Raw genomic sequence first — 19,996 nt, 5'->3', positions numbered from 1 at the left:
TACGAATTACAAATTACGTTAGCGAGTCTTCGAGCGTCATTACGAATTATTTAGTCGCTTCTCAAAGCGGTGATTGGATCTAATTTGGCGGCATTCCGTGCTGGAATCACCCCAGCGATTAAGCCAACGGTTAACGAAAGTCCAAAGCCAGCAATGATCGACAAGAAAGAAATGACAAAGGGAAATTTGAAAATGTTTGCAGCTATAAAGGCTAATAAAACGCCAGTCGCCATCCCAATACCTCCACCAGCAATGGAAATCACGATCGCTTCAGCTAAAAATTGATTAAGTATTGCAGAATTGGTGGCTCCTACGGCTTTGCGAATCCCAATTTCTCGCGTCCGCTCGACTACAGAAACCAGCATAATGTTGGCAATACCAATTCCGCCAACCACTAACGAAATGCCAGCGATCGCTACTACCATAACTGTAAATAAACCCACAACATTAGTGAAGGTACTAATAATATCGGCTTGATTGGTCAAACGAAAATCATCAGGTTGTGGCGGATAAATGTTGTGACGTAGCCGTAAGAGATTGGTGACTTGAAACTGAGCGGCTTCTAACTCCTCCTGATTAGCACCTTTGACTAAAATTCCATTTACAGAAACGCCTACCAGGGCATTGTTACCAACTAGCCTTTTGGACATACTAGTTAGAGGAATGAAAATCTGGTCATCTCGATCCATCGGTCCCTGAGAACCTTTAGGTTCCATCACCCCAATCACTTCGTAAGCTTCTCCCTGAATACGAATTCTCTCGCCGATAGGATTTACACCTTGTCCGAAGAGTGTGCTTTGAACTGTAGGGCCAAGAATGGCCATCTGTGCGGCAGTATCTAATTCTTCCTGAGTAAAATACCTCCCTTGCTGAGGGTGGGTATTTCTCACTTCTGGGTAGTTCAAATCTGTGCCATAAATGGTTGTTGAGGTATTCTGTCCTGCATATACAACCTGGGCAGTCCGTTGGAGATAAGCAGAAACCATGTGTGCTGATGGTGCTTGTGTAGCGATCGCCTTTGCATCTTCCCAAGTCAAGGTACTGCTAGAACCTACTCCTTGTCTGACATTCCCGCTTCTTGCAGCACCCGCGAAGATTTGGATCACATCTGTACCCAAGGCTTGTATCTGTTGCTCAACCCCCTTTTGCACTCCCTGACCGACAGAAGTAATGGCAATAACTGAAGAAATTCCAATAATCACGCCCAACATAGTTAAACCTGTGCGTAATTTGTTACTCCACAGAGTCTCTGCCGCCATTGCCAAGATTTCCAGCAACGGTACTGTGCGGGTCTTCTTAGCTTTGTAAAAGCCCTTAAATATCTTAAACATAAGGTTTCATTTAAAACTCATTTCTTCCTTAAGGGGAACCACCGCCTGAACGATTTCCGCCACCACCAGTTCCTCTTCCGCCGCCAGATCTTCCTCCTCCTCCTAGACCAGGAAAAACTCCTCCTCGTGGTGTTGATTGCGGACGTGATCCTGGTGGGAAACTCAGTAATACTCGCTCGTTTCCTGTCAATCCAGACTTAACTTCGGTGAAGTTATTCACGGTAACGCCAGTCTCGATGCGAGTAAACACAGGTTTATTACTTGCTCCAGCCACAAACACACCTGTAGCATTGTCTTGGCGCACTACTGAGGCAGTTGGCACTACTAGAACATTTTCAACTTGACCGACTTGAAAATCTACTTCTACATTCATTCCAGATCGCAGTAGCCTTTGAGGATCTGAAAGTGATACTCTCACTTCAAAACTGGTAACATTTTGCTCTACTATTGCTTGGGCAGCAATTTGACTAACTTTACCTTCAAAGGTTTTTCCTGGGTAGGCATCTGCTTTAATTGAGACTTTTTGACCAAGGCGGATTTTGGAAATATTTGTTTCCGCTAAACTTGCGACAACTTCATTTGTTGAAGCTAAAGACAAGATTGAAGAAGAAGAAGAGGAAGCTACTTCACTACTAGCAGTTGTGGGTGTCACGAAAGCGCCGGGATCAGCAAACTTCTTTGTCACCACACCATCAAAAGGGGCGCGAATTACCGTGTCATTGATTTGGGCTTGGATGTTTTGCAGCGAACCACGAGCAGATGTTACCTGGGCGCGGGCTGCGTCAATATCTTCTTGGCGCGTTCCGGCTTTCACAAGTGCCAAAGCTTGTTGTCTCTGCTTCACCACAGCTTGTGCTTGCTCGATGTCTTCTGGACGCGACCCGGCTTTTTGCAACCCCAGTGCTTGCTGTGCTTCATTTACACTAGCTTGGGCGCTGTCACGAGTGGCACGGATTTGGTTAAGAGTCTGAAGGGAAATACCGCCTGCATTGTAAAGTTGTTGATTACGAACAAAATCATCTTCTGCTTGGCGAAGGGCGGCTTGAGCGCTTTGCAAGCGTGCCTGTGCTTGGGCAATCTCTTGAGAGCGATTGCCTGCTTGTACCTTTTGCAAATTCGCTTGGGCTTCGTCTAATGCTCCTTGTGCTTGAGCAATATCTTGAGGGCGATTACCTGCGATCGCTTTTTGCAAATTCGCCTCGGCTTGTGCCAATTGTCCTTGAGCAGAGGTGAGTTGCCCCCGCAGGTTGGAATCATCCATATAAGCGACAATCTGTCCTTGTTTGACAATATCCCCTTCCTTGGCTAGCAGTGTTTTCAAGATGCCTGAATTTTTAGGGCTGAGGTTAATTGATCGCTCAGGCTTGACTGTTCCGTTGGCTGAAACTGTGATTGTTAAACTCTGCCTTTGTACAGGTCTTGTCAGCACTCGACGGCTGGCTTCTTGCCGGGAAACAACAGCTACTTGATAGTAAACTGCATAGCCAATTCCACCCAAGAGGCAAAAAGCAATTAACCAAGACAGCCAATTACGTCTGCCCTTTTTTTTCTTTACCTCTGGAACCAAAACTGATGAATCTACGGTCTTGGATGTATCAATTTTCATATCTATTTTATTTAAAAAGAATGTTACCAAGCTAATTTTTCAAGGCTAAAACTATAGCCTGGTAGCCTTATACTGACAATTATTTGGAGTTTTTAGTGTTTTAAAGGTTTATTTGCAGTATCAATCCACTAGCAAGTCTGAAATACACGGCTTGGTTTCAATACGGAATTAACTCCTTATTCGCATTAAAGTTCTATTCTGCTGAGGTCTGGATTCAGCAATCTTAGACAGTTGCTTTTGTTTTGATAATATCTACCTCATCGTATAAATTCATACATTATAATTATTGATCAAAAAGTCCCGGTCTATGTATGACCAAAGTCACTAGTAATTCCAGACTGATGTATGACCAAAGTCATCTTTTAATAGTGACTGAGAGGACAAGGGGAATTAAGGTTTCTGTTAATACTTCTTTCTTCCTGCCTCCTGCCTTTCTTTGTAAGATTTTACTGCCGTCAATAGCGGAGATCGTTTAAGCTAGCTGAAAGATTCTTTGATTAGTGGCTTAAAGGCGGTAGTGTGCCTAAATATGTTCGTTTGATTTCTTTTCTAATAGCCTGTAGTTTGTGGAGTATGCCAAAAGCCGCTAACGCGCAGGCATTAATACCCCATACACTGCAATTAGATGCAACAAAGTTAGAGAAGCAGGGGTTGAGCTTGGCACAAGAGGCGGCTCAACTAGCTCAGTTTCAACAGGTTGAATTAGCTTTGCCACGAGCGCGGTTGGCTAGTCAACTGGCTCCGAAGAATGATAAGGTGTGGTTGCTCTTAGGTGGATTGCAACTGCAAACCAAAGAGTTTGACGCGGCGATCGCAAGCTTGAAAAAAGCGCAATCTATCAACCCTAAAAATGGTGATATTTTGTTTGCTATAGGTTCAGCTAATTTTCAGCAAAAAAATTACCAAGCAGCTGCTGTCAATTACCAAGATGGTTTAAAGTTAAAACCCAACGATCCAGAAGGGTTGTTTAATTTGGGTAATGCTTACTTTATGCTGGGTCGATTGCCAGATGCAATTACGCAGTACAACACAGCAGTCTCTCAAGATAAAAAATTCTGGCCAGCCATCAACAATATTGGCTTAATCAACTACGAACAGGGTAATATTCCCGAAGCGATTAAGCGGTGGCAATCTGCTGTAACCCTTGATAAACAAGCCGCAGAACCTTTATTGGCTTTGGCAGTGGCACTGTATACTAAAGGCGATGCCTCCGGCGAGCTACGCTTACGCCAACAAGGACTAACCTTCGGAGAAGCCGCACTCCGCATCGATTCGCGCTATGCTAATTTGGATTTCCTCAAAGAAAATCTCTGGGGCGATCGGCTACTGTCTGATACGAAAAAATTCCTAGAATTACCTCGTATTCAAGCAGCCTTACAGCAACGAGAAAACTCATCATCAGCCCCTGAACAACAACCTACCCAATAATATAGGAGTTAGGAGTTAGGAGTTAAGAGTTAAAAGTAAATATTTCAACTCATAACTCATAACTTTCCTATTACCACTTGCCTAACAGTACCTTTTCGTAGTACATCTATACTAAATAAAAACAGGAGCTAGTCGCCCAAAAGCGTTTGCGGGCGAGTATTCCTGAAATAAGTCGTCAATTCTCAACAGTCGTCTGTGGGTAGAAGTGCGATGATTTGGTCAACAAACTGCTGATGGTCAACAACTGGCTTAGAAATGTAGCCATCAGCACCGCTTTGTTTGAGAAAGTTTTCGCGATCGCCTTCCATAGCATGTGCTGTCACCAAAATAACAGGTAAGTTTGCTGTTTTTGGATCAGATTTTAACATTTGTGTAATTTTGATTCCATCAACAGACTTACCTTGGTAAACACTTCTAGACAGAGAAACATCCATCAAAATCAGGTCGGCTTCTCCTGATTGGGCAATTTTTATTACTTCTTCGACATTTTCAGTGTGTTTCACTCCCAAGCCGCCACGTTTTGACAAAATCTTGGAAAAAACGCGAGCATTAATTAGATCGTCTTCGACAATTAAAACAGTTTTCATGAGAATTTTAGTTATAGAGGTAGAGGTAAGGGGATTAGGCAATTCAAAATTAAAAATGAGAAAATGCAGTCATGGCAAGTATCCTGGCTATGGAGTCGATACAAATTAAGTGTGCGGTAAATTATCATTCGATTAAAACAGCTACCTGCTATCTGTTTCCTTTTTAATAGTCAATGTACATCCTGTCATCAAGGATGATACTACTGCTTTTTCTTTTATGACTATCAATATTTTGTTAGGAATCCCATTTCATCCGTTATGCTGTGGTTGCTGCAATATTGAGTTCCGTCGGCTTTTGTATAGTTAAATTTCAGGGAAAAAACTCATGGCAAAACAGTTAAACCTTCTCTCAACGGGACAGGTAATTACAACAGCCCTGCATACCGAGATGCAACGGTCTTATCTAGAATATGCCATGAGCGTGATTGTCGGGCGAGCGCTACCAGACGTGCGTGATGGCTTAAAACCAGTGCATCGCCGCATTCTATATGCCATGCACGAACTCGGTTTAGTACCAGATAGACCCTATCGAAAATGTGCCCGTGTAGTGGGTGATGTGTTGGGTAAATACCATCCCCACGGCGACCAATCAGTTTACGATGCTTTAGTGAGATTGGTACAGGATTTTTCTAGCCGCTATCCTTTACTAGCAGGACACGGTAACTTTGGCAGCGTTGATAATGACCCGCCGGCAGCGATGCGTTACACAGAAACGCGCCTCGCACCCATCAGTCATGAGGGAATGCTGACAGAAATTGGCGAAGAAACTGTGGAATTTGTCGGGAACTTCGATAATTCTCAGCAGGAACCAACGGTGTTACCTGCTCAGTTGCCGTTTCTGTTGCTCAATGGCTGTTCTGGTATTGCTGTGGGAATGGCGACAAATGTTCCACCCCACAACTTGGGGGAAGTTGTCGATGGGTTAATTGCCTTAATCGACAACCCAGATTTGCCAGATGAAAAATTATTTGAGCTAATTCCAGGACCAGACTTTCCCACTGGTGGAGAAATAATTGGTGAGACTGGAATTCGAGAAGCATATACCACAGGTAAAGGTGGGATTCTGCTGCGGGGAGTTGCGACTCTGGAGGAAATTACAGCCACAAGAGGAAGCAAGCGACGGACGGCAATTATCATTACAGAGTTGCCATATCAAGTAAATAAGGCTGCCTGGATTGAAAAGGTAGCGGACTTAGTAAATCAAGGACGCTTGCAAGGAATTTCTGATCTCCGGGATGAGAGCGATCGCGAAGGGATGCGGGTAGTAATTGAACTCAAACGCGATACCAATCCCCAAGAAGTTCTCCAGCATTTGTATCATCAAACTGCTTTGCAAATGACTTTTGGGGCAATTCTCCTAGCAATAGTCAATGGACAACCCCGCCAGTTAAGTTTGCGTCAACTGTTGCAGGAGTTTTTGAGTTTCCGAGAAGAAACGCTAAACCGTCGCTACAATTACGAGTTGGGGAAAGCCCAAAGTCGTGTGCATTTAGTGGAAGGTTTACTCAAAGCACTATCTAATTTGGATCAGGTAATTGAAATTTTGCGACAAGCTCCTGATGGGAGTACGGCAAAAATCAATCTTTGTAGCCAACTAGACTTGAGTGAGGTACAAGGGGATGCAATTTTGGCTATGCCGTTGCGCCGCCTCACTAGTTTAGAACAGCAAAATTTGCAGCAGGAATTTGAGCAGATAAGTGAACAAATTAGTTTATTAGAGCGATTACTCAACGATCGCCGGGAATTATTAAAGGTGCTGAAAAAAGATTTGCGATCGCTCAAGCGCAAGTACAGCGATCCCCGGCGTACTAAGTTAGCACCTAACGGCAGCGACACAAGAATACAAGAGGACAAAGGAACAAGAGGAGTAGAGGAAGAAGAATTTAAATCTTCTGAACCGGCAGAGGAAGCGATTTTAGAGTTTAGCCAACGGGGTTATGTGCGCCGCACCCAACCATCTGGGAAAAAGTCAAAAGTTGAAAATGGTTTGCATGATAATGACTTCATTATCCAAACTGTGTTGACTGACACCCAAAAAGACTTGCTAATACTAAGCGCTAGCGGCAAAGTCTATCCTGTGAATGTGGGAGAAATTCCCCTAACTACTGGGCGTTCTCCACGAGGGAAACCTTTGATTACTATGCTCAGTAATACTGCTCAAGGCGCTCAAGAAGCTGTGGTTAGCCGCTTTTTGCTGCCGGAAAATCTTGAAACTAAGCAGATGATTCTCTTAACAAAACAGGGACGAATTAAGCGGCTCTCTCTAGGAGAATTTACTAACTTGACTCGACGCGGAATCACGATTTTGAAGCTCAAAGACGATGATGAATTGTCATTTACCGAGTTCACCAAACCAGGGGATCATCTGATTTTAGCTAGTTCCGGTGGGCGACTGTTGCGCTTTGCAGTCAATGATGAACAACTACCGATCATGGGCCGCACAGCGATGGGTTTACAAGCATTTCGCTTATTAAAAAATCAGCAAATGGTTGGCTGTACCACTGTCGGTAAAGATGACCAGTTACTGCTAGTTACTCAAGAAGGATATGCGAAACGAATGCTTGCGAGTCAGCTAAGAGCGGCTAATCGCGGCGATTTAGGCACGCAAGCGCTGAAATTCGCCAGCAAAACTGACAACTTAGCTGGTATGGTTATAGCGACGATCGCATCTAGCGAGGTAGCTTTAGTGACGAATAAAGAGCGGGTAGTGCGGATATCTGTGGAAACAGTGCCAATATTGGGCAGAGATGTTAAAGGTGAGAGTATCATCCAACTCAACCGCGATGAAAAAATTATCACCGTTGCCGAAGTGCGATCGTAAATTAGGGTGATGTTTAACTTGCGACAAGCCAACTTACAGGATTTAGAGGCGCTAATTCAACTGCGTCTCGAACTCCTGCGGGAGGCTGGCGATATTAAAGGTGATTTTGACACCGCAAACCTAACAGAAGCAACTCGAAAATATCTTGGCGAAAAAATGTCGCCGGGTGAGTTCTTAGCTTGGGTGGCTATCGAGAGTAAGTGCCAAGACAGATTGAGTAGCAAGCATTCTTCTTACCACTTCTGCATCAGTGCCCAAAATTTCTAAGCAACTTAACTCGTCTATTACGTTCAACATACTATGTTCTGTCACACGAAAACCTTGTTCATAAACGAACTGCCGTGCTTGATCGAGTGTGCCAAAATTATTATTTATTAAAGACCTGCCTGTAAGTTTAGTACCTGTTTGTAATAGCTTTTCTAAACCTGAGTCATCTTGTTGCGATCGCACTAAACTCGCTGTGTCAATGAAATCAGGAGTAATCCAAACACCACCATAAGAGTGAAGAATCTCGCGGACATTGGCACACACAAGTTGTTTTTCTACCAAAGTCAGATGTGTCAGCAATCCTTCACACAAAATCATCACTGGTTGTCCAGCTTTGAGTAGAGGAGTACTCTTCCAAAACTCACTGGGATGGTTAGTAGCATCAATTTCTAGAAAATGCAGGTTAGGACGTTCCCCGACAAGTTGCTGAACTAGTTGCTGTTTACAACTAATCATCTTAGGCAAGTCACTCTCAATAAAGACGATATTCGGATTGCTAGACATGAAAAGCCCACGCGGTAACAAACCAGATGCTAGTTCTAGAATTTGTGTTATTTGATATTGAGCTATTACCTGGTTGATGGCTTTATAACGAGCTTCTATACGTGCGGTAAGTAAAATACTTTTATCTTGATTTTGTGGTTGAGATAGCTTTACCAACCCTTGCATCTCTATTAATTGTGCCAACTCTTTAGCATAAGGAATATCTGTGAACTGTCTAGCTAGGCTAACCATGAAGGCAGTAAGGATAATTTTGTCAAAGTCATTAGTTTGCTGTTTGTTCATAAATTTTTTCGATTTACTATCAAACAGTTTAAATATAAATTTATCAAATGAAAATTACCTAAGCTTATAAATTATTTTTTATTTGTAATAACTCTAACTTAACTATTTGGATGACAAAGCTAAATTAATAATTTTAGTGACTGCGTAGATATAAAGCAGTCTTAATCACCTAACTCTTCAGCCACAAGACTGGTAAACAAGATATTGTCAACGTTCAACTGTAAGCATTTTGTACTCTAGATTCCTAAATTAATGCTAAAAAATACTACTTAAACCATCATTAATACACATCTATCTGTAATTTAAATTTTTGCTATTCAACGAGTGTAGCCAGAAAAAACTATTTATATAGTAAAATAATTGCAAAATACTCTCAATAAATTAAGAAACTCTATCAAAAGTGTTGAGTAGTTCAGGACTTACGCACAAGCAACGAAAAATTAGACACGGAGGAATAAGAGTTTAAGAGGTTTTTGTGTAAGTCCTATAGTTGTATCCAAAGATAGATGTTTTGCTCATATTAATTCCTATCGTTTATGTCAAGCTATAGAAACAAAAGTATAAAAAATGTTGCTTTTATAAAAATATTTGTTATATTAGTTTACATAAGGCAATAAACCTTAAAAATTAAGTTTGGAGTCAAAACCATGACAAATGCAACTACAACAAAAGTAACCACTCCTGTAATTGAAGATCGCAACGCTTGGCGCTGGGGCTTTACTCCACAAGCAGAAATTTGGAACGGTCGCTTGGCAATGATCGGCTTTTCAGCAGCCGTTTTGGTTGAGCTTTTTTCTGGTCAAGGCTTCCTACATTTTTGGGGCATCCTATAAGTAAGTTTTAATATCTAAGATGACCTATAAATAAAAAAACCTGGAGTGCTAATTCACTACCAGGTTTTTTATTTTTTTGTCATTTGTCAGTTGTCATTTGTTTATTTATTAATGACCAATGACTAATGACTAATGACTAGTTGACTACCGAATATACTCTTTGAGAACGCTGTTGCGATTTGGATGGCGTAATTTGCGGAGCGCTTTCGCTTCAATTTGACGAATCCGTTCGCGGGTGACGTTGAAAATCTGTCCGATTTCCTCAAGGGTCTTCATCCGACCATCATCCAAGCCGTAACGTAGTCTGAGGACATCGCGTTCACGAGGACTAAGACTGTCGAGGACTTTTTCAAGGTCTTCGCGCAGAAGATTTTTGGAAACTTGGTCTTCTGGTGTCTCACCATCGGATTCAATAAAATCGCCTAATCGAGAATCTTCTTCTTTACCAATAGGCGTTTCTAATGAAATTGGCAACTGGGCAGATTTAGCAATGAACCGCAACTTCTCAATGGTCATTTCCATGCGAGTAGCGATTTCTTCTTCAGTGGGTTTGCGACCCATTTCTTGAGACAGTAACTTGGTAGTTTTCTTAATCCGAGATATGGTTTCGTAAAGATGAACTGGAAGACGAATTGTGCGGGATTGATCTGCGATCGCGCGGGTAATTGCTTGACGAATCCACCATGTAGCGTATGTAGAAAACTTATAACCTTTTTCGTGGTCAAACTTTTCAGCGGCACGAATTAAACCGAGACTGCCTTCCTGAATTAAGTCTTGGAACGACAAACCACGATTCATGTATTTCTTAGCAATTGAAACTACAAGACGGAGGTTAGATTGCACCATCTTGTCTTTCGCCCTGCGACCAACATGGAGGCGATAACGAAAGGCTGGTAGTGGCAGTTGTACTGCTTCTGCCCATTCACTATCTCGAGGATCGCGATCTAACTGTTCTGAGAGTCTTTCCCGGACTCTCTCTAATTCCAGCAAATCGGCGATTTTCCGCGCCAATTCAATTTCTTCGTCTGCCCGCAACAGCCGAATTCTACCGATTTCTTGCAAGTAAAGCCGAATTGAATCTTCGGTATAGTGCTTTTTCTTGCTTTGTGTCCGACGACGCGATTTAGCGGCTTTTCCAGACTTTGCGTCGTCCTCATCAGACTGAGGCTCTAAAAATTCCTCGTCACCTTCATCGATGATCAGCAAGTCCTCTTCATCGTCTATTAAGAGTTCTTCTAACTCGAGCTCAGGCTGATTTATTATTTCTAGGTCAGGCTGATATATGCTTTCGAGTACGTTGTTAGCCTGGTTCATGCCGCGTTCCTCATGCTCCTTGCAGAATCAATTACTCAAGATGTGTTTACTGCTCTTTTAAACGAGCTATTTGTCAACCGAAAATAAGCTTTTTGGCAGATTTGCCAGAGATATTCTCGGACGTTTTACGCCTCCGGTTGGAGGTTTTTTACTTTAGTTTAAGCGATTACTAAAAGTGACTTGCTTCATCTTAGTAAATGTTATGTGTGTTGCTATCACACACTGCTTTCAACTAACTGGTCAAAAAAAAGACTCGCCTTTATCAAAAAATTTGCCACTCTATATTAATGAATTCAGACTGTTGGCAGATTTTCCTATAAAGACTCTTCCGATTGTAGCCTGTTTCACAGAAATTGCACTCTTTTTGTGTATTAATCATGAACTCCTAAAGCAATTATTAGTCACTATTACCAAAAAGACATTAAAAACGGGAGTTATACCCTTAAATTTTTCTCTACTTTTCGGAATTGCAGTGACCCTCTTATTACATTACAAAGTAAGTACCTTTGCTTTTGCCGAATTTCATGTATTTTACACAACATTAATTACTTAGAAAGAGTGAATTATATGCTAACTCAGATGATAAGTCTCAATCTACCCATTTTACATTTCCTTCACAAATTACGCATTCCTTAAACTAAAGCTGGTTTTGACCTTGGGTAAATACAACAAGGGTGATGGTGCTTGCCTTAAAGCAGTTAACCTTCTGCGTACTAATTAGCTTAACTGAGGAGTTGAGGCTGTAGCAGAATCGACCTTATAGCAGATCAATTTGAGTTTAACTAATTTGGTCTTATTCACACGTTAGCGCACTGTGGCGATTTCAGCCCTATGAAACTTGACAAACTTTTCTTATTGTATACAAGGATATTTTAATCAATTCAAATATGATTTGTCCTGTAAACTCGCAAATAAAGTCCTATTTAAGGCAAAAGTTCATTAGATACATCCGATACAATAGCGATCGCGACGGCAGTACATGAAGATATTAACAAGTTTACTGCCAGATAGTGCCTGCTTCCAGTAAGGATTAGCTCGAACCAAGAGAACCCAAAAGGTTGCCTGATGATTTGGTTACAAGTCTGATTTGCGTAACTTTTTTGTCAAAAACAATACTTTTGTTTCGGTAATCTTCAGTCATCTTATTATGAGAAATCCTTAAAATACTTATTAGTTGCTGCTTGATAGATGAGATTCAGTTATTTCCTTAAAGCATAACAAATGTGTTTCTAGCTGGCTGTTGAAATGAATCAGCCAGCCAGTGCAAAAATTATTATCTTAACTAAATTTCCAATAAAGTTGGTAGTTTAGCTAACACTCGAAGATTGAATTTTTGTAAAATATTGACAATAAGCAAATTATATGGATATTCACCAACTGAAAATTTGAGAAATTTTGTGTTTATGTAGTACTAAACTACACTTGTGTTGTAAGCCAACTTAATTTTTTTATTGATTGTTAGCGCATAGTTTCGAGTACCCCTTATAAGCCTTGCTGAACTAACGTGGCGTTGGAGTATTGTTTACATTTGCGGAAAAATTAGGTGGCAGAAGTACCTGATCAACTATATGAACGATGCCGTTGCTAGCTGGAATGTCTGGCTGAGTCACTTTAACGTTGTTGACTGTGATTGAGTTGTTGGCACGATCAACCGTGATTTGAACAGGACTACCCTCAACTGTTTTAACTTGTCCAGATGTCAATTCCTGGGAGGTAATTCCCCCAGGTATAGTGTGGTAGGGTAGAAGACTGACTAATTGTTGTTTGTTTGCTGGCTGTAAGAGTTGGTCTAAAGTACCTTTCGGTAAAGCAGAGAAAGCGGCGTCAGTAGGAGCAAATACTGTGTAAGGGCCAGGTGCAGCCAATTGTTCACTTAAGCCGGCAGCTTGCACTGCTTGGATGAGAGTTTTAAACTGTCCTTGACTAGCTGCGGACTTTGCCAGTTCTGCTAAATTTTGGGTTGCAATGGTAGCAGTAGGAGTTGGCGTGACGGGAGGGACAGTTGCGGTAGGAGTTTCAACACGCTGGGCGCAGGCAGACAGAGCAACCAAGCTACTTATGCCAATAATATTGAATAATGCTTTTTTTACTATGCCTTTGCTCGGTTTCATCGCTTTGTGTAGAATCCAGTTAAATAGGGTATTAATAATACTTAATGAATTTATGGATATAGTCACTCATCTAATGACATAGTTTGTAGTATTAAAAATGTCAATATAAGGTACTGATATATTACCTGATTTGTAATCAGCCAAAATAAGTACTTTTTATAGTAATTTTGAATATAAAAAAGGTAATGGGTGAAAACGTATCACCCATTACCAATTTCACAAATTATTGGAGTCGTGCCAAAGAATTGATATTAGATATCTAAATCGGTGAAGTTGAGTTTAGAACCATAGGTTTCGATGAATTCCCGTCTGGGAGCAACGCGATCGCCCATTAAAATTGTGAAGATGCGATCGGCTTCAGCAGCGTCCTCAATTTCGACTTGCTTCATTTTGCGGGTTTCTGGGTTCATTGTGGTGTCCCAGAGTTGTTGTGGCATCATTTCACCCAAACCTTTGAAGCGTTGGATGGTGTAGTTAGCATTAGCAGGGAATTTAGCAATTGCTTGATCTTTTTCGCGATCGCTATAGCAGTACTCATGATTACGTCCCCGTTCTACTTTAAACAGTGGGGGACAAGCAATATAAATAAAGCCTTGTTCGATCAGCGCTCGTTGATATCGATAAAAGAATGTTAACAACAAAGTCCGAATGTGCGCCCCATCTACGTCAGCATCGGTCATAATGACTATCCGGTGATAACGCAATTGGGTGGAATCGAATTCATCACCTTTGACACCTAAACCGAGTGCTGTAATTAACGATTGAACTTCGTTATTTTTATAAATTTTGGCATCGTCGGTTTTTTCAATGTTGAGAATTTTACCACGTAGAGGCAAGATAGCTTGAGTACGGCGATCGCGTCCTTGTTTGGCACTCCCACCGGCTGAGTCCCCTTCCACGATGAATATTTCCGATTCGTTGGGATCGCGAGAACTACAATCTGCCAATTTACCAGGTAATGGCGAAGATTCTAGTACGGATTTGCGCCGAACTAATTCCCGCGCATGACGCGCTGCTTCTGCAGCTTTGAAAGCTTGGATAGCTTTATCTAAAATTGAGTCTGCGATTGCAGGGTGAAATTCTAGGTACTCGGTGAGGACTTCTCCTACCAAAGAATCAACAATCCCTCGAACTTCAGTGTTACCGAGTTTGGTTTTGGTTTGTCCTTCAAATTCTGGATCTGGAACTTTAACAGAAATTACGGCAGTCAAACCTTCACGGACGTGTTCGCCACTGAGGTTAGGTTCATTCTCTTTAATTTTATTGCGCTTGCGAGCGATCGCATTTAATGTCCGAGTCAGAACTGCTTTCAACCCTTCTAAGTGCGTACCACCATCCACAGTACGAATATTGTTGGCAAAACCCAGCACATTATCCGTATAAGCATCAGTACACCACTGCAAAGAAACTTCTACTTGTACATTGTTCCGTTCCCCCTGCACATAGATAATTTCTTCATGCAGCGGCTGCTTCTCGCGGTTCATGTAAGCGATATACTCTTTGATCCCACCCTTGTATTCGTAGGTTTCTACCTTGGGTGTATCGCTTTTTAGTAGTTCTAAACGGTGGTCAGTAAAGGTAATTTTGACACCTGCATTCAGATACGCCAATTCCCGTAGGCGACCTGATAAAGTGATGTAATCAAACTCAATACTAGTTGTAAAGATTTGGATATCTGGCTTGAAGGTGATAGAAGTTCCAGTTCTAGCTTCTTTGTAAGGCTTTGCTTGCAGTTCAGTAACTGGAATACCCCGTTCATAGCGTTGAATATGAACCTTTTTATCTCGCCAAACCGTAACTTCTACAACCTCAGATAGGGCATTAACAACAGAAATACCAACCCCGTGCAATCCTCCAGAAACTTTGTAACCACCGCCGCCAAACTTACCACCGGCGTGTAGTACCGTCATTACGGTTTCCAAAGCCGATTTTCCGGTGCGCGAGTGAGTATCGACGGGAATACCGCGACCATCATCTGTTACAGTCACTGAACCATCAGCGTTGATATCCACCTCTATATGAGTGCAATGACCCGCCAAAGCCTCATCAATTGAATTGTCCACCACCTCGTAAACTAAATGGTGGAGTCCTCGCGGCCCAGTGGTACCGATGTACATTCCTGGTCTTTTGCGGACGGCTTCCAGACCTTCCAGAACTTGAATCTGATCGGCACTGTAACTGCTCGTCATGTAAACTCTCCTGATGCGTGGGGTTGAAATCGCCTAAAGACAAATAAAAGTAAAAACACTCCAAAATTGTAACACAAAAGCCTTGCTGGCGTCTGTAGGGCATTTTCTAGAGAAGTTTATACTGGGGTTGCACTACCGTGGAAGAGGCGCACGGAGAGTCGGGGGAGCAGGGGGAGCAGGGGAAGCAGGGGAAGCAGGGGGAGAATAGCTTAATAACTAATGACAAATGACTGATGACTAATGACTAAATTAATTGTGATTTGTGGGGCGACGGCAACGGGTAAATCGGGTTTGGCTTTGGCTCTGGCGATGCGGTTGGGTTCTGTAATTCTCAGTGCTGATTCTCGTCAAGTTTATCGTGAGTTTGATATTGGGACGGCAAAACCAACTGTAGCTGAACAAAAATTGGTGTCGCACTATTTAATAGATATCTGCGATCCAGCAGGTATGATGACAGTAGCAGACTATCAGGAGCAAACACAAGCCTTAATTGCTTCTGTTGGTGTTACACCACTGTTTCTAGTTGGTGGCACTGGTTTATATATACGTTCCATTGTCCAAGGGATGAAAATTCCGAGAGTTGCACCACAAATTGAATTGCGATCGCAACTTGAATCTCTCGGTCAACCACAACTCTACGCAATGTTACAACAAGTTGACCCAGTTGCAGCACAAAAGATTCATACCAATGATTTAGTGCGAACTTTAAGAGCATTAGAAGTATATTATGTTACTGGATATCCGATTTCAGAACAGCAAGGGGAGAATCCGCCCAATTATCCGATTTTGCAAATTGGTTTAGATTGCGATGTTGAAAAGTTGCTTGCTCGTATTCAACAGCGTACTGAGCAAATGATAGCAAATGGTTTGGTTGCTGAAGTAGAGTATCTTTGTCAAAAATATGGCGTTGATTTGTCTTTGTTGAATACTTTGGGCTATCAAGAAATCAAGCAATATTTGGCTGGGGATCTTTCCTTAGATGAAGCGAAAGAATTAACAATTTTGCATACGCGACAATTTGCCAAGCGACAACGTACTTGGTTTCGAGCCTATCCACAAATTGAATGGTTTGATGCAGATGATTCTAATTTATTAGAGAAGGTTTGGCATCGGATAAATGAGTTTATAAGTTGCACAAGTTCATGATAATTATAAACTCATGCAAAGACGCAAAAAACTTTGCGCCTTTACAGTGAGTGTTCTAGAGATTGTCGGGATCTACACCCATAGCCCGTAGCCTATCTGCTAGTAATTGGGTACGTTGTTCTGCTTGTTCGGCACGTTGTCGTTCCTGTTCAGCGCGTTGTCGTTCCTGTTCGGCACGTTCATCTCCAGTCGATAAAACATTACCATCTTGGTAGCACCAGCGTAACCAAGTATCTTGTCTATCTTCAAATTTACCTTCCCACAAAGTTACACCTAAACCAACTTGTTCTAACCAATTTTCTGAAGTTTCAAAGTAACGCCTTCCTCTAAGTTCATAAACACGTAGTAGTTTTTCTCCTAATTGCTGATTCTGGTCATATACGATGTAGTAACTAGCCCGCATTTGTTCATAAATTTTCAGCTTTTTGCCAAGTTCATCGCCTTCTTTATTAGAAACAATTTCTAGGACAACTTCTGGAGGTTTGCCAAAACGCCAAACCATATAACAACGATTTTGTTTTTCCCACCAATTTTGAGGTACTTGCACATCCAAGCTAAGAAAAACGTCGGGTACAATTGCGGGTTGACCGTCTGTATGGTAAATACCGACATTAGCTGCTGCTAAAAAAGTCTGCTGCTGTAGAGTACTGTAAAGAGAGCCAACCAAGAGACGTTGTTGTTTTTCAGAAGCAAAATTGTCCACAGGTGTATCATCTTCAGTGACTAGCTGGTTGGCATCTGGCACATAGTAATCATCATCATTGATTAGAACTTGCTGAACCATGATTGTATCCAGTATTTAAGAGCGTTATTTCTAGGTTAATTGATTGCATATAGTAAAACAGTAACTAACTTTGTATCCCCTATCCAAAAACTACATAATGGCTGAACTTACCTGACGGATATTACCTTTCTTCCAAACTACGGAATAACGCCAGAATAAGTGCTTTCTAACCTTCGCTTTCCTCAAGAATCTTGTATAAGTTCGTCGTGCTTGCGATAAGGTAAAGTACTTGTCTGTACGAAGATGCTCTATCATTGCTTCTTCTGCTTCTGATGACGGCTGAATATGCCTATTTCTGAGCGTTTGAAGCAACCAGTTTAGAGGAACAGCAACAAAATCGCTTAACATTTCTTGCACATTCTCATGCTCTAATAAATCCAAAATTACTAAACTGCCACCAGGTTTTAAAGCAGTTTTCAGACTGGGCAGCAAATTTTCTACTGGTAGATGATGAACTGTAGCTATAGAAACGATCGCATCAAATTGCTCAACAGGAAACTCCCACTGCAAAATATCAGCAAGTTGAAAATCAATATTTGTATACTGTCTTGAACGTTGCTTGGCAACTTCTATCATATTTGGGGATAAGTCAATTGCAACAACTCTGTCAGTACGTTTAGCGAGAAGACGTGAAAATTCACCTGTTCCACAACCGATATCCAGGATAGTTTTGCATGGCTTTGGTAACTGTTTGAGTAAAAAATGGTGATAGTGATTATTATGATCCCATCCCTGTTGGTCATACAGAGCAATGCGATCAAAATCATTTTGAATTTTTTGAGTCAGGTTTTGATTCATATTGCTTTATTGTCTAATAACAGTCTCATCCCTCACTTTCACCTAACCAAAATTTATCAGGTAAAGGGTTATTGAAATCATCACTTATCCGAATCTTACCTTGGTTTAAACCTAGTACCCGTTTCTGTGGTGGTTGTTGGGGTTGAGCATATTTTTGTGCTAAAAATTCAACAAAATCTAACACCTGTTGTTGCTATTCGGGTGCTAGGGTTTGCAGCTTTGCAATTAATTTTGAGGTGGAATTTAATACTTGGTAAGTCATTTCACACTTTCCTGTTAAATGTCTGACTCTATGTTACTCTAGCCCCACAATTAACAGAATATCTGAATTTTACCATTATTCAACGTACTCCTTAAGAGACATCGCAGCTTCCGTATTTAAATCAGGCGATCGCTTTTACTCACTTTTGACTACTATTCTTGCAACAATAGTAATTACAGCTATACTAGCCAGCCTGCAACATCTACCTTGAACTTTAAAAAACTATGCTTACCCAAGACAAAAAACAACGCAACTGGAAACCCATTCTCAAAGCATTCGAGGCTATCCTTGGCAAAAATGGTGTCGTGCAACGCCGCGAAGAACTCATTACCTATGAATGCGATGGTTTAACTGGTTATCGCCAACGTCCGGCTGTGGTGGTGTTACCCAGAACTACAGAACAAGTTGCAGAAGTTGTGAAGATATGCAATCAATACTCTATCCCTTTCATAGCACGTGGCTCTGGCACTGGTCTATCTGGCGGCGCTTTGCCATTAGAAGATTCTGTTTTAATTGTCACTTCCTTAATGCGGCAAATCCTCAGCATTGATTTAGAAAATCAACGAACAGTTGTCCAACCAGGGGTGATTAATAGTTGGGTAACGCAGGCTGTTAGTGGTGCTGGTTTTTACTACGCTCCTGACCCTTCTAGTCAAATTATCTGCTCTATTGGGGGCAATATTGCAGAAAATTCTGGTGGCGTACATTGTCTCAAATACGGTGTTACTACTAACCACGTTTTAGGATTAAAAATTGTCACGCCGGAAGGGGAAATTATCGATATAGGCGGACAAATCCCAGAAATGCCTGGTTATGATTTAACAGGTGTTTTTGTTGGTTCCGAAGGTACATTAGGAATTGCCACAGAAATTACTTTGCGAATTCTCAAAAGTGCAGAATCAATTTGCGTGCTGTTGGCAGATTTTACTAGCATTGAAGCTGCGGGAGCAACTGTTTCTGACATCATCAGCGCTGGGATTATTCCTGGTGGTATGGAAATGATGGATAACTTCAGCATCAATGCTGTTGAAGATGTTGTAGCAACTAATTGTTATCCCCGCGATGCTACTGCTATTTTGCTAATAGAAATTGACGGTTTAGAAGTGGAAGTTGCAGGAAATAAGCAGCGAGTTATTGAAATTTGTAAAAAGAATGGGGCACGAAATGTCACTTCTGCTACTGACCCAGAAACCAGATTAAAATTATGGAAAGGACGCAAAGCCGCTTTTGCTGCGGCTGGGCATTTAAGCCCAGATTATTATGTACAAGATGGTGTAATTCCTCGGACTCAGTTGCCTTATGTTCTGCACGAGATTAAGACTTTAAGTGAACAATACGGTTATCGGGTTGCGAATGTATTTCATGCTGGCGATGGCAATCTTCATCCGTTAATTCTTTATGATAATTCTGTGCCTGGAGCATTAGAGCAAGTAGAAGAAATGGGTGGGAAAATTCTTAAACTTTGTGTCCAAGTTGGTGGTAGTATTTCGGGTGAACATGGCATCGGTGCAGAGAAAAAGTGCTATATGCCACAGATGTTTAGCGAAGTTGATTTAGAAACTATGCAATGGGTACGGGAAGTTTTTAATCCTAAAGGGTTAGCAAATCCTGAAAAGATATTCCCTACACCACGGACTTGTGGTGAAGCAGCAAATGCATCGGCTGTTAAGCAATTTGAAGGGGTGGAAAGATTTTAATTTTCCACAAAGTTCCTTTCGTTCCCTGGCTATGCC

At 41.6% G+C, this 19,996-nt stretch carries 15 protein-coding genes; 5 read left to right on the top strand and 10 right to left on the bottom strand.

Going from position 1 to position 19,996, the window contains the following annotated elements; translation table 11 throughout:
* Positions 1-50: 50 nt before the first annotated feature.
* Both H6G96_RS15455 and H6G96_RS15450 read right to left on the bottom strand, forming a co-directional pair.
* Positions 51-1,322, bottom strand: a complete 1,272-nt coding sequence (locus tag H6G96_RS15455; protein ID WP_190912418.1) for an ABC transporter permease — start codon at positions 1,320-1,322, stop codon at positions 51-53.
* A gap of 37 nt (positions 1,323-1,359) precedes the next feature.
* Positions 1,360-2,937: an efflux RND transporter periplasmic adaptor subunit gene (locus tag H6G96_RS15450; protein WP_190912280.1), complete on the bottom strand. Its 1,578-nt coding sequence runs from the start codon at positions 2,935-2,937 to the stop codon at positions 1,360-1,362.
* Between the two features lie 519 nt (positions 2,938-3,456).
* Between H6G96_RS15450 and H6G96_RS15445 the strand changes: the two genes are divergently transcribed.
* The gene (locus tag H6G96_RS15445) at positions 3,457-4,365 is read left to right on the top strand and encodes a tetratricopeptide repeat protein (RefSeq protein WP_190912279.1); all 909 of its coding nucleotides are present in this window, start codon (positions 3,457-3,459) and stop codon (positions 4,363-4,365) included.
* Positions 4,366-4,547: 182 nt separating this feature from the next.
* On the opposite strand, the gene H6G96_RS15440 is transcribed toward H6G96_RS15445, so the two are convergent.
* Positions 4,548-4,952: a response regulator gene (locus H6G96_RS15440; RefSeq protein ID WP_190912278.1), complete on the bottom strand. Its 405-nt coding sequence runs from the start codon at positions 4,950-4,952 to the stop codon at positions 4,548-4,550.
* 325 nt (positions 4,953-5,277) lie between these two features.
* Between H6G96_RS15440 and gyrA the strand changes: the two genes are divergently transcribed.
* Entirely contained in the window at positions 5,278-7,773 is a 2,496-nt protein-coding gene (gyrA, locus tag H6G96_RS15435; protein WP_190912277.1) for a DNA gyrase subunit A, read from the top strand.
* A gap of 174 nt (positions 7,774-7,947) precedes the next feature.
* Here the strand turns inward: gyrA and H6G96_RS15430 are convergent, their stop codons facing one another.
* A complete protein-coding gene (locus H6G96_RS15430) occupies positions 7,948-8,826 on the bottom strand; it encodes a class I SAM-dependent methyltransferase (protein WP_190912276.1) in 879 nt (292 codons plus the stop codon).
* A 647-nt stretch (positions 8,827-9,473) separates the two neighbouring features.
* Between H6G96_RS15430 and H6G96_RS15425 the strand changes: the two genes are divergently transcribed.
* The gene (locus tag H6G96_RS15425; RefSeq protein WP_100898540.1) at positions 9,474-9,659 is read left to right on the top strand and encodes a chlorophyll a/b-binding protein; all 186 of its coding nucleotides are present in this window, start codon (positions 9,474-9,476) and stop codon (positions 9,657-9,659) included.
* A gap of 144 nt (positions 9,660-9,803) precedes the next feature.
* Here H6G96_RS15425 and rpoD read toward each other — a convergent pair whose 3' ends face one another.
* The 3 genes from rpoD to gyrB form a co-directional block, all read right to left on the bottom strand.
* Entirely contained in the window at positions 9,804-10,973 is a 1,170-nt protein-coding gene (gene rpoD, locus H6G96_RS15420) for an RNA polymerase sigma factor RpoD (RefSeq protein WP_100898539.1), read from the bottom strand.
* Positions 10,974-12,472: 1,499 nt separating this feature from the next.
* Positions 12,473-13,084 carry a fasciclin domain-containing protein gene (locus H6G96_RS15415; protein ID WP_190912275.1) on the bottom strand — a complete coding sequence of 204 codons (612 nt, stop codon included), beginning with the start codon at positions 13,082-13,084 and terminating at the stop codon, positions 12,473-12,475.
* A 251-nt stretch (positions 13,085-13,335) separates the two neighbouring features.
* A complete protein-coding gene (gyrB, locus tag H6G96_RS15410; RefSeq protein WP_190912274.1) occupies positions 13,336-15,273 on the bottom strand; it encodes a DNA topoisomerase (ATP-hydrolyzing) subunit B in 1,938 nt (645 codons plus the stop codon).
* A gap of 240 nt (positions 15,274-15,513) precedes the next feature.
* On the opposite strand from gyrB, the gene miaA reads away from it, so the two are divergent.
* A complete protein-coding gene (gene miaA / locus H6G96_RS15405) occupies positions 15,514-16,419 on the top strand; it encodes a tRNA (adenosine(37)-N6)-dimethylallyltransferase MiaA (RefSeq protein ID WP_190912273.1) in 906 nt (301 codons plus the stop codon).
* A 55-nt stretch (positions 16,420-16,474) separates the two neighbouring features.
* Here the strand turns inward: miaA and H6G96_RS15400 are convergent, their stop codons facing one another.
* The 3 genes from H6G96_RS15400 to H6G96_RS41385 all read right to left on the bottom strand — a co-directional run bounded on the left by H6G96_RS15400 (position 16,475) and on the right by H6G96_RS41385 (position 18,185).
* Complete coding sequence (locus H6G96_RS15400; protein ID WP_190912272.1) at positions 16,475-17,203, bottom strand: Uma2 family endonuclease; 729 nt, start codon at positions 17,201-17,203, stop codon at positions 16,475-16,477.
* Positions 17,204-17,293: 90 nt separating this feature from the next.
* Positions 17,294-18,001, bottom strand: coding sequence for a class I SAM-dependent methyltransferase (locus H6G96_RS15395; RefSeq protein ID WP_190912271.1), 708 nt, complete (start codon positions 17,999-18,001; stop codon positions 17,294-17,296).
* Between the two features lie 25 nt (positions 18,002-18,026).
* On the bottom strand, positions 18,027-18,185 hold the full coding sequence (locus tag H6G96_RS41385; RefSeq protein WP_347242237.1) for a DUF2281 domain-containing protein: 159 nt from the start codon (positions 18,183-18,185) through the stop codon (positions 18,027-18,029).
* A gap of 302 nt (positions 18,186-18,487) precedes the next feature.
* On the opposite strand from H6G96_RS41385, the gene glcD reads away from it, so the two are divergent.
* Complete coding sequence (gene glcD, locus H6G96_RS15385; RefSeq protein ID WP_190912270.1) at positions 18,488-19,960, top strand: glycolate oxidase subunit GlcD; 1,473 nt, start codon at positions 18,488-18,490, stop codon at positions 19,958-19,960.
* Positions 19,961-19,996 lie beyond the last annotated feature (36 nt).

The organism is Nostoc sp. FACHB-892, from assembly GCF_014698795.1.
In the GTDB taxonomy this organism is placed as follows: Bacteria; Cyanobacteriota; Cyanobacteriia; order Cyanobacteriales; family Nostocaceae; genus Nostoc.
The sequence above is the reverse complement of the archived record's forward strand: the minus strand, read 5'-3'. Positions and strand labels throughout refer to the sequence as shown.

What these genes read in the sequence shown, in the direction of transcription:
- H6G96_RS15400 (WP_190912272.1), bottom strand. Translation starts at nt 17,203, where the DNA reads ATGGTTCAGCAAGTTCTAATCAATGATGATGATTACTATGTGCCAGAT.
- glcD (WP_190912270.1), top strand. Translation starts at nt 18,488, where the DNA reads ATGCTTACCCAAGACAAAAAACAACGCAACTGGAAACCCATTCTCAAA.
- H6G96_RS15430 (WP_190912276.1), bottom strand. Translation starts at nt 8,826, where the DNA reads ATGAACAAACAGCAAACTAATGACTTTGACAAAATTATCCTTACTGCC.
- miaA (WP_190912273.1), top strand. Translation starts at nt 15,514, where the DNA reads ATGACTAAATTAATTGTGATTTGTGGGGCGACGGCAACGGGTAAATCG.
- gyrB (WP_190912274.1), bottom strand. Translation starts at nt 15,273, where the DNA reads ATGACGAGCAGTTACAGTGCCGATCAGATTCAAGTTCTGGAAGGTCTG.
- gyrA (WP_190912277.1), top strand. Translation starts at nt 5,278, where the DNA reads ATGGCAAAACAGTTAAACCTTCTCTCAACGGGACAGGTAATTACAACA.
- H6G96_RS15395 (WP_190912271.1), bottom strand. Translation starts at nt 18,001, where the DNA reads ATGAATCAAAACCTGACTCAAAAAATTCAAAATGATTTTGATCGCATT.
- rpoD (WP_100898539.1), bottom strand. Translation starts at nt 10,973, where the DNA reads ATGAACCAGGCTAACAACGTACTCGAAAGCATATATCAGCCTGACCTA.
- H6G96_RS15440 (WP_190912278.1), bottom strand. Translation starts at nt 4,952, where the DNA reads ATGAAAACTGTTTTAATTGTCGAAGACGATCTAATTAATGCTCGCGTT.
- H6G96_RS15415 (WP_190912275.1), bottom strand. Translation starts at nt 13,084, where the DNA reads ATGAAACCGAGCAAAGGCATAGTAAAAAAAGCATTATTCAATATTATT.
- H6G96_RS15450 (WP_190912280.1), bottom strand. Translation starts at nt 2,937, where the DNA reads ATGAAAATTGATACATCCAAGACCGTAGATTCATCAGTTTTGGTTCCA.
- H6G96_RS15425 (WP_100898540.1), top strand. Translation starts at nt 9,474, where the DNA reads ATGACAAATGCAACTACAACAAAAGTAACCACTCCTGTAATTGAAGAT.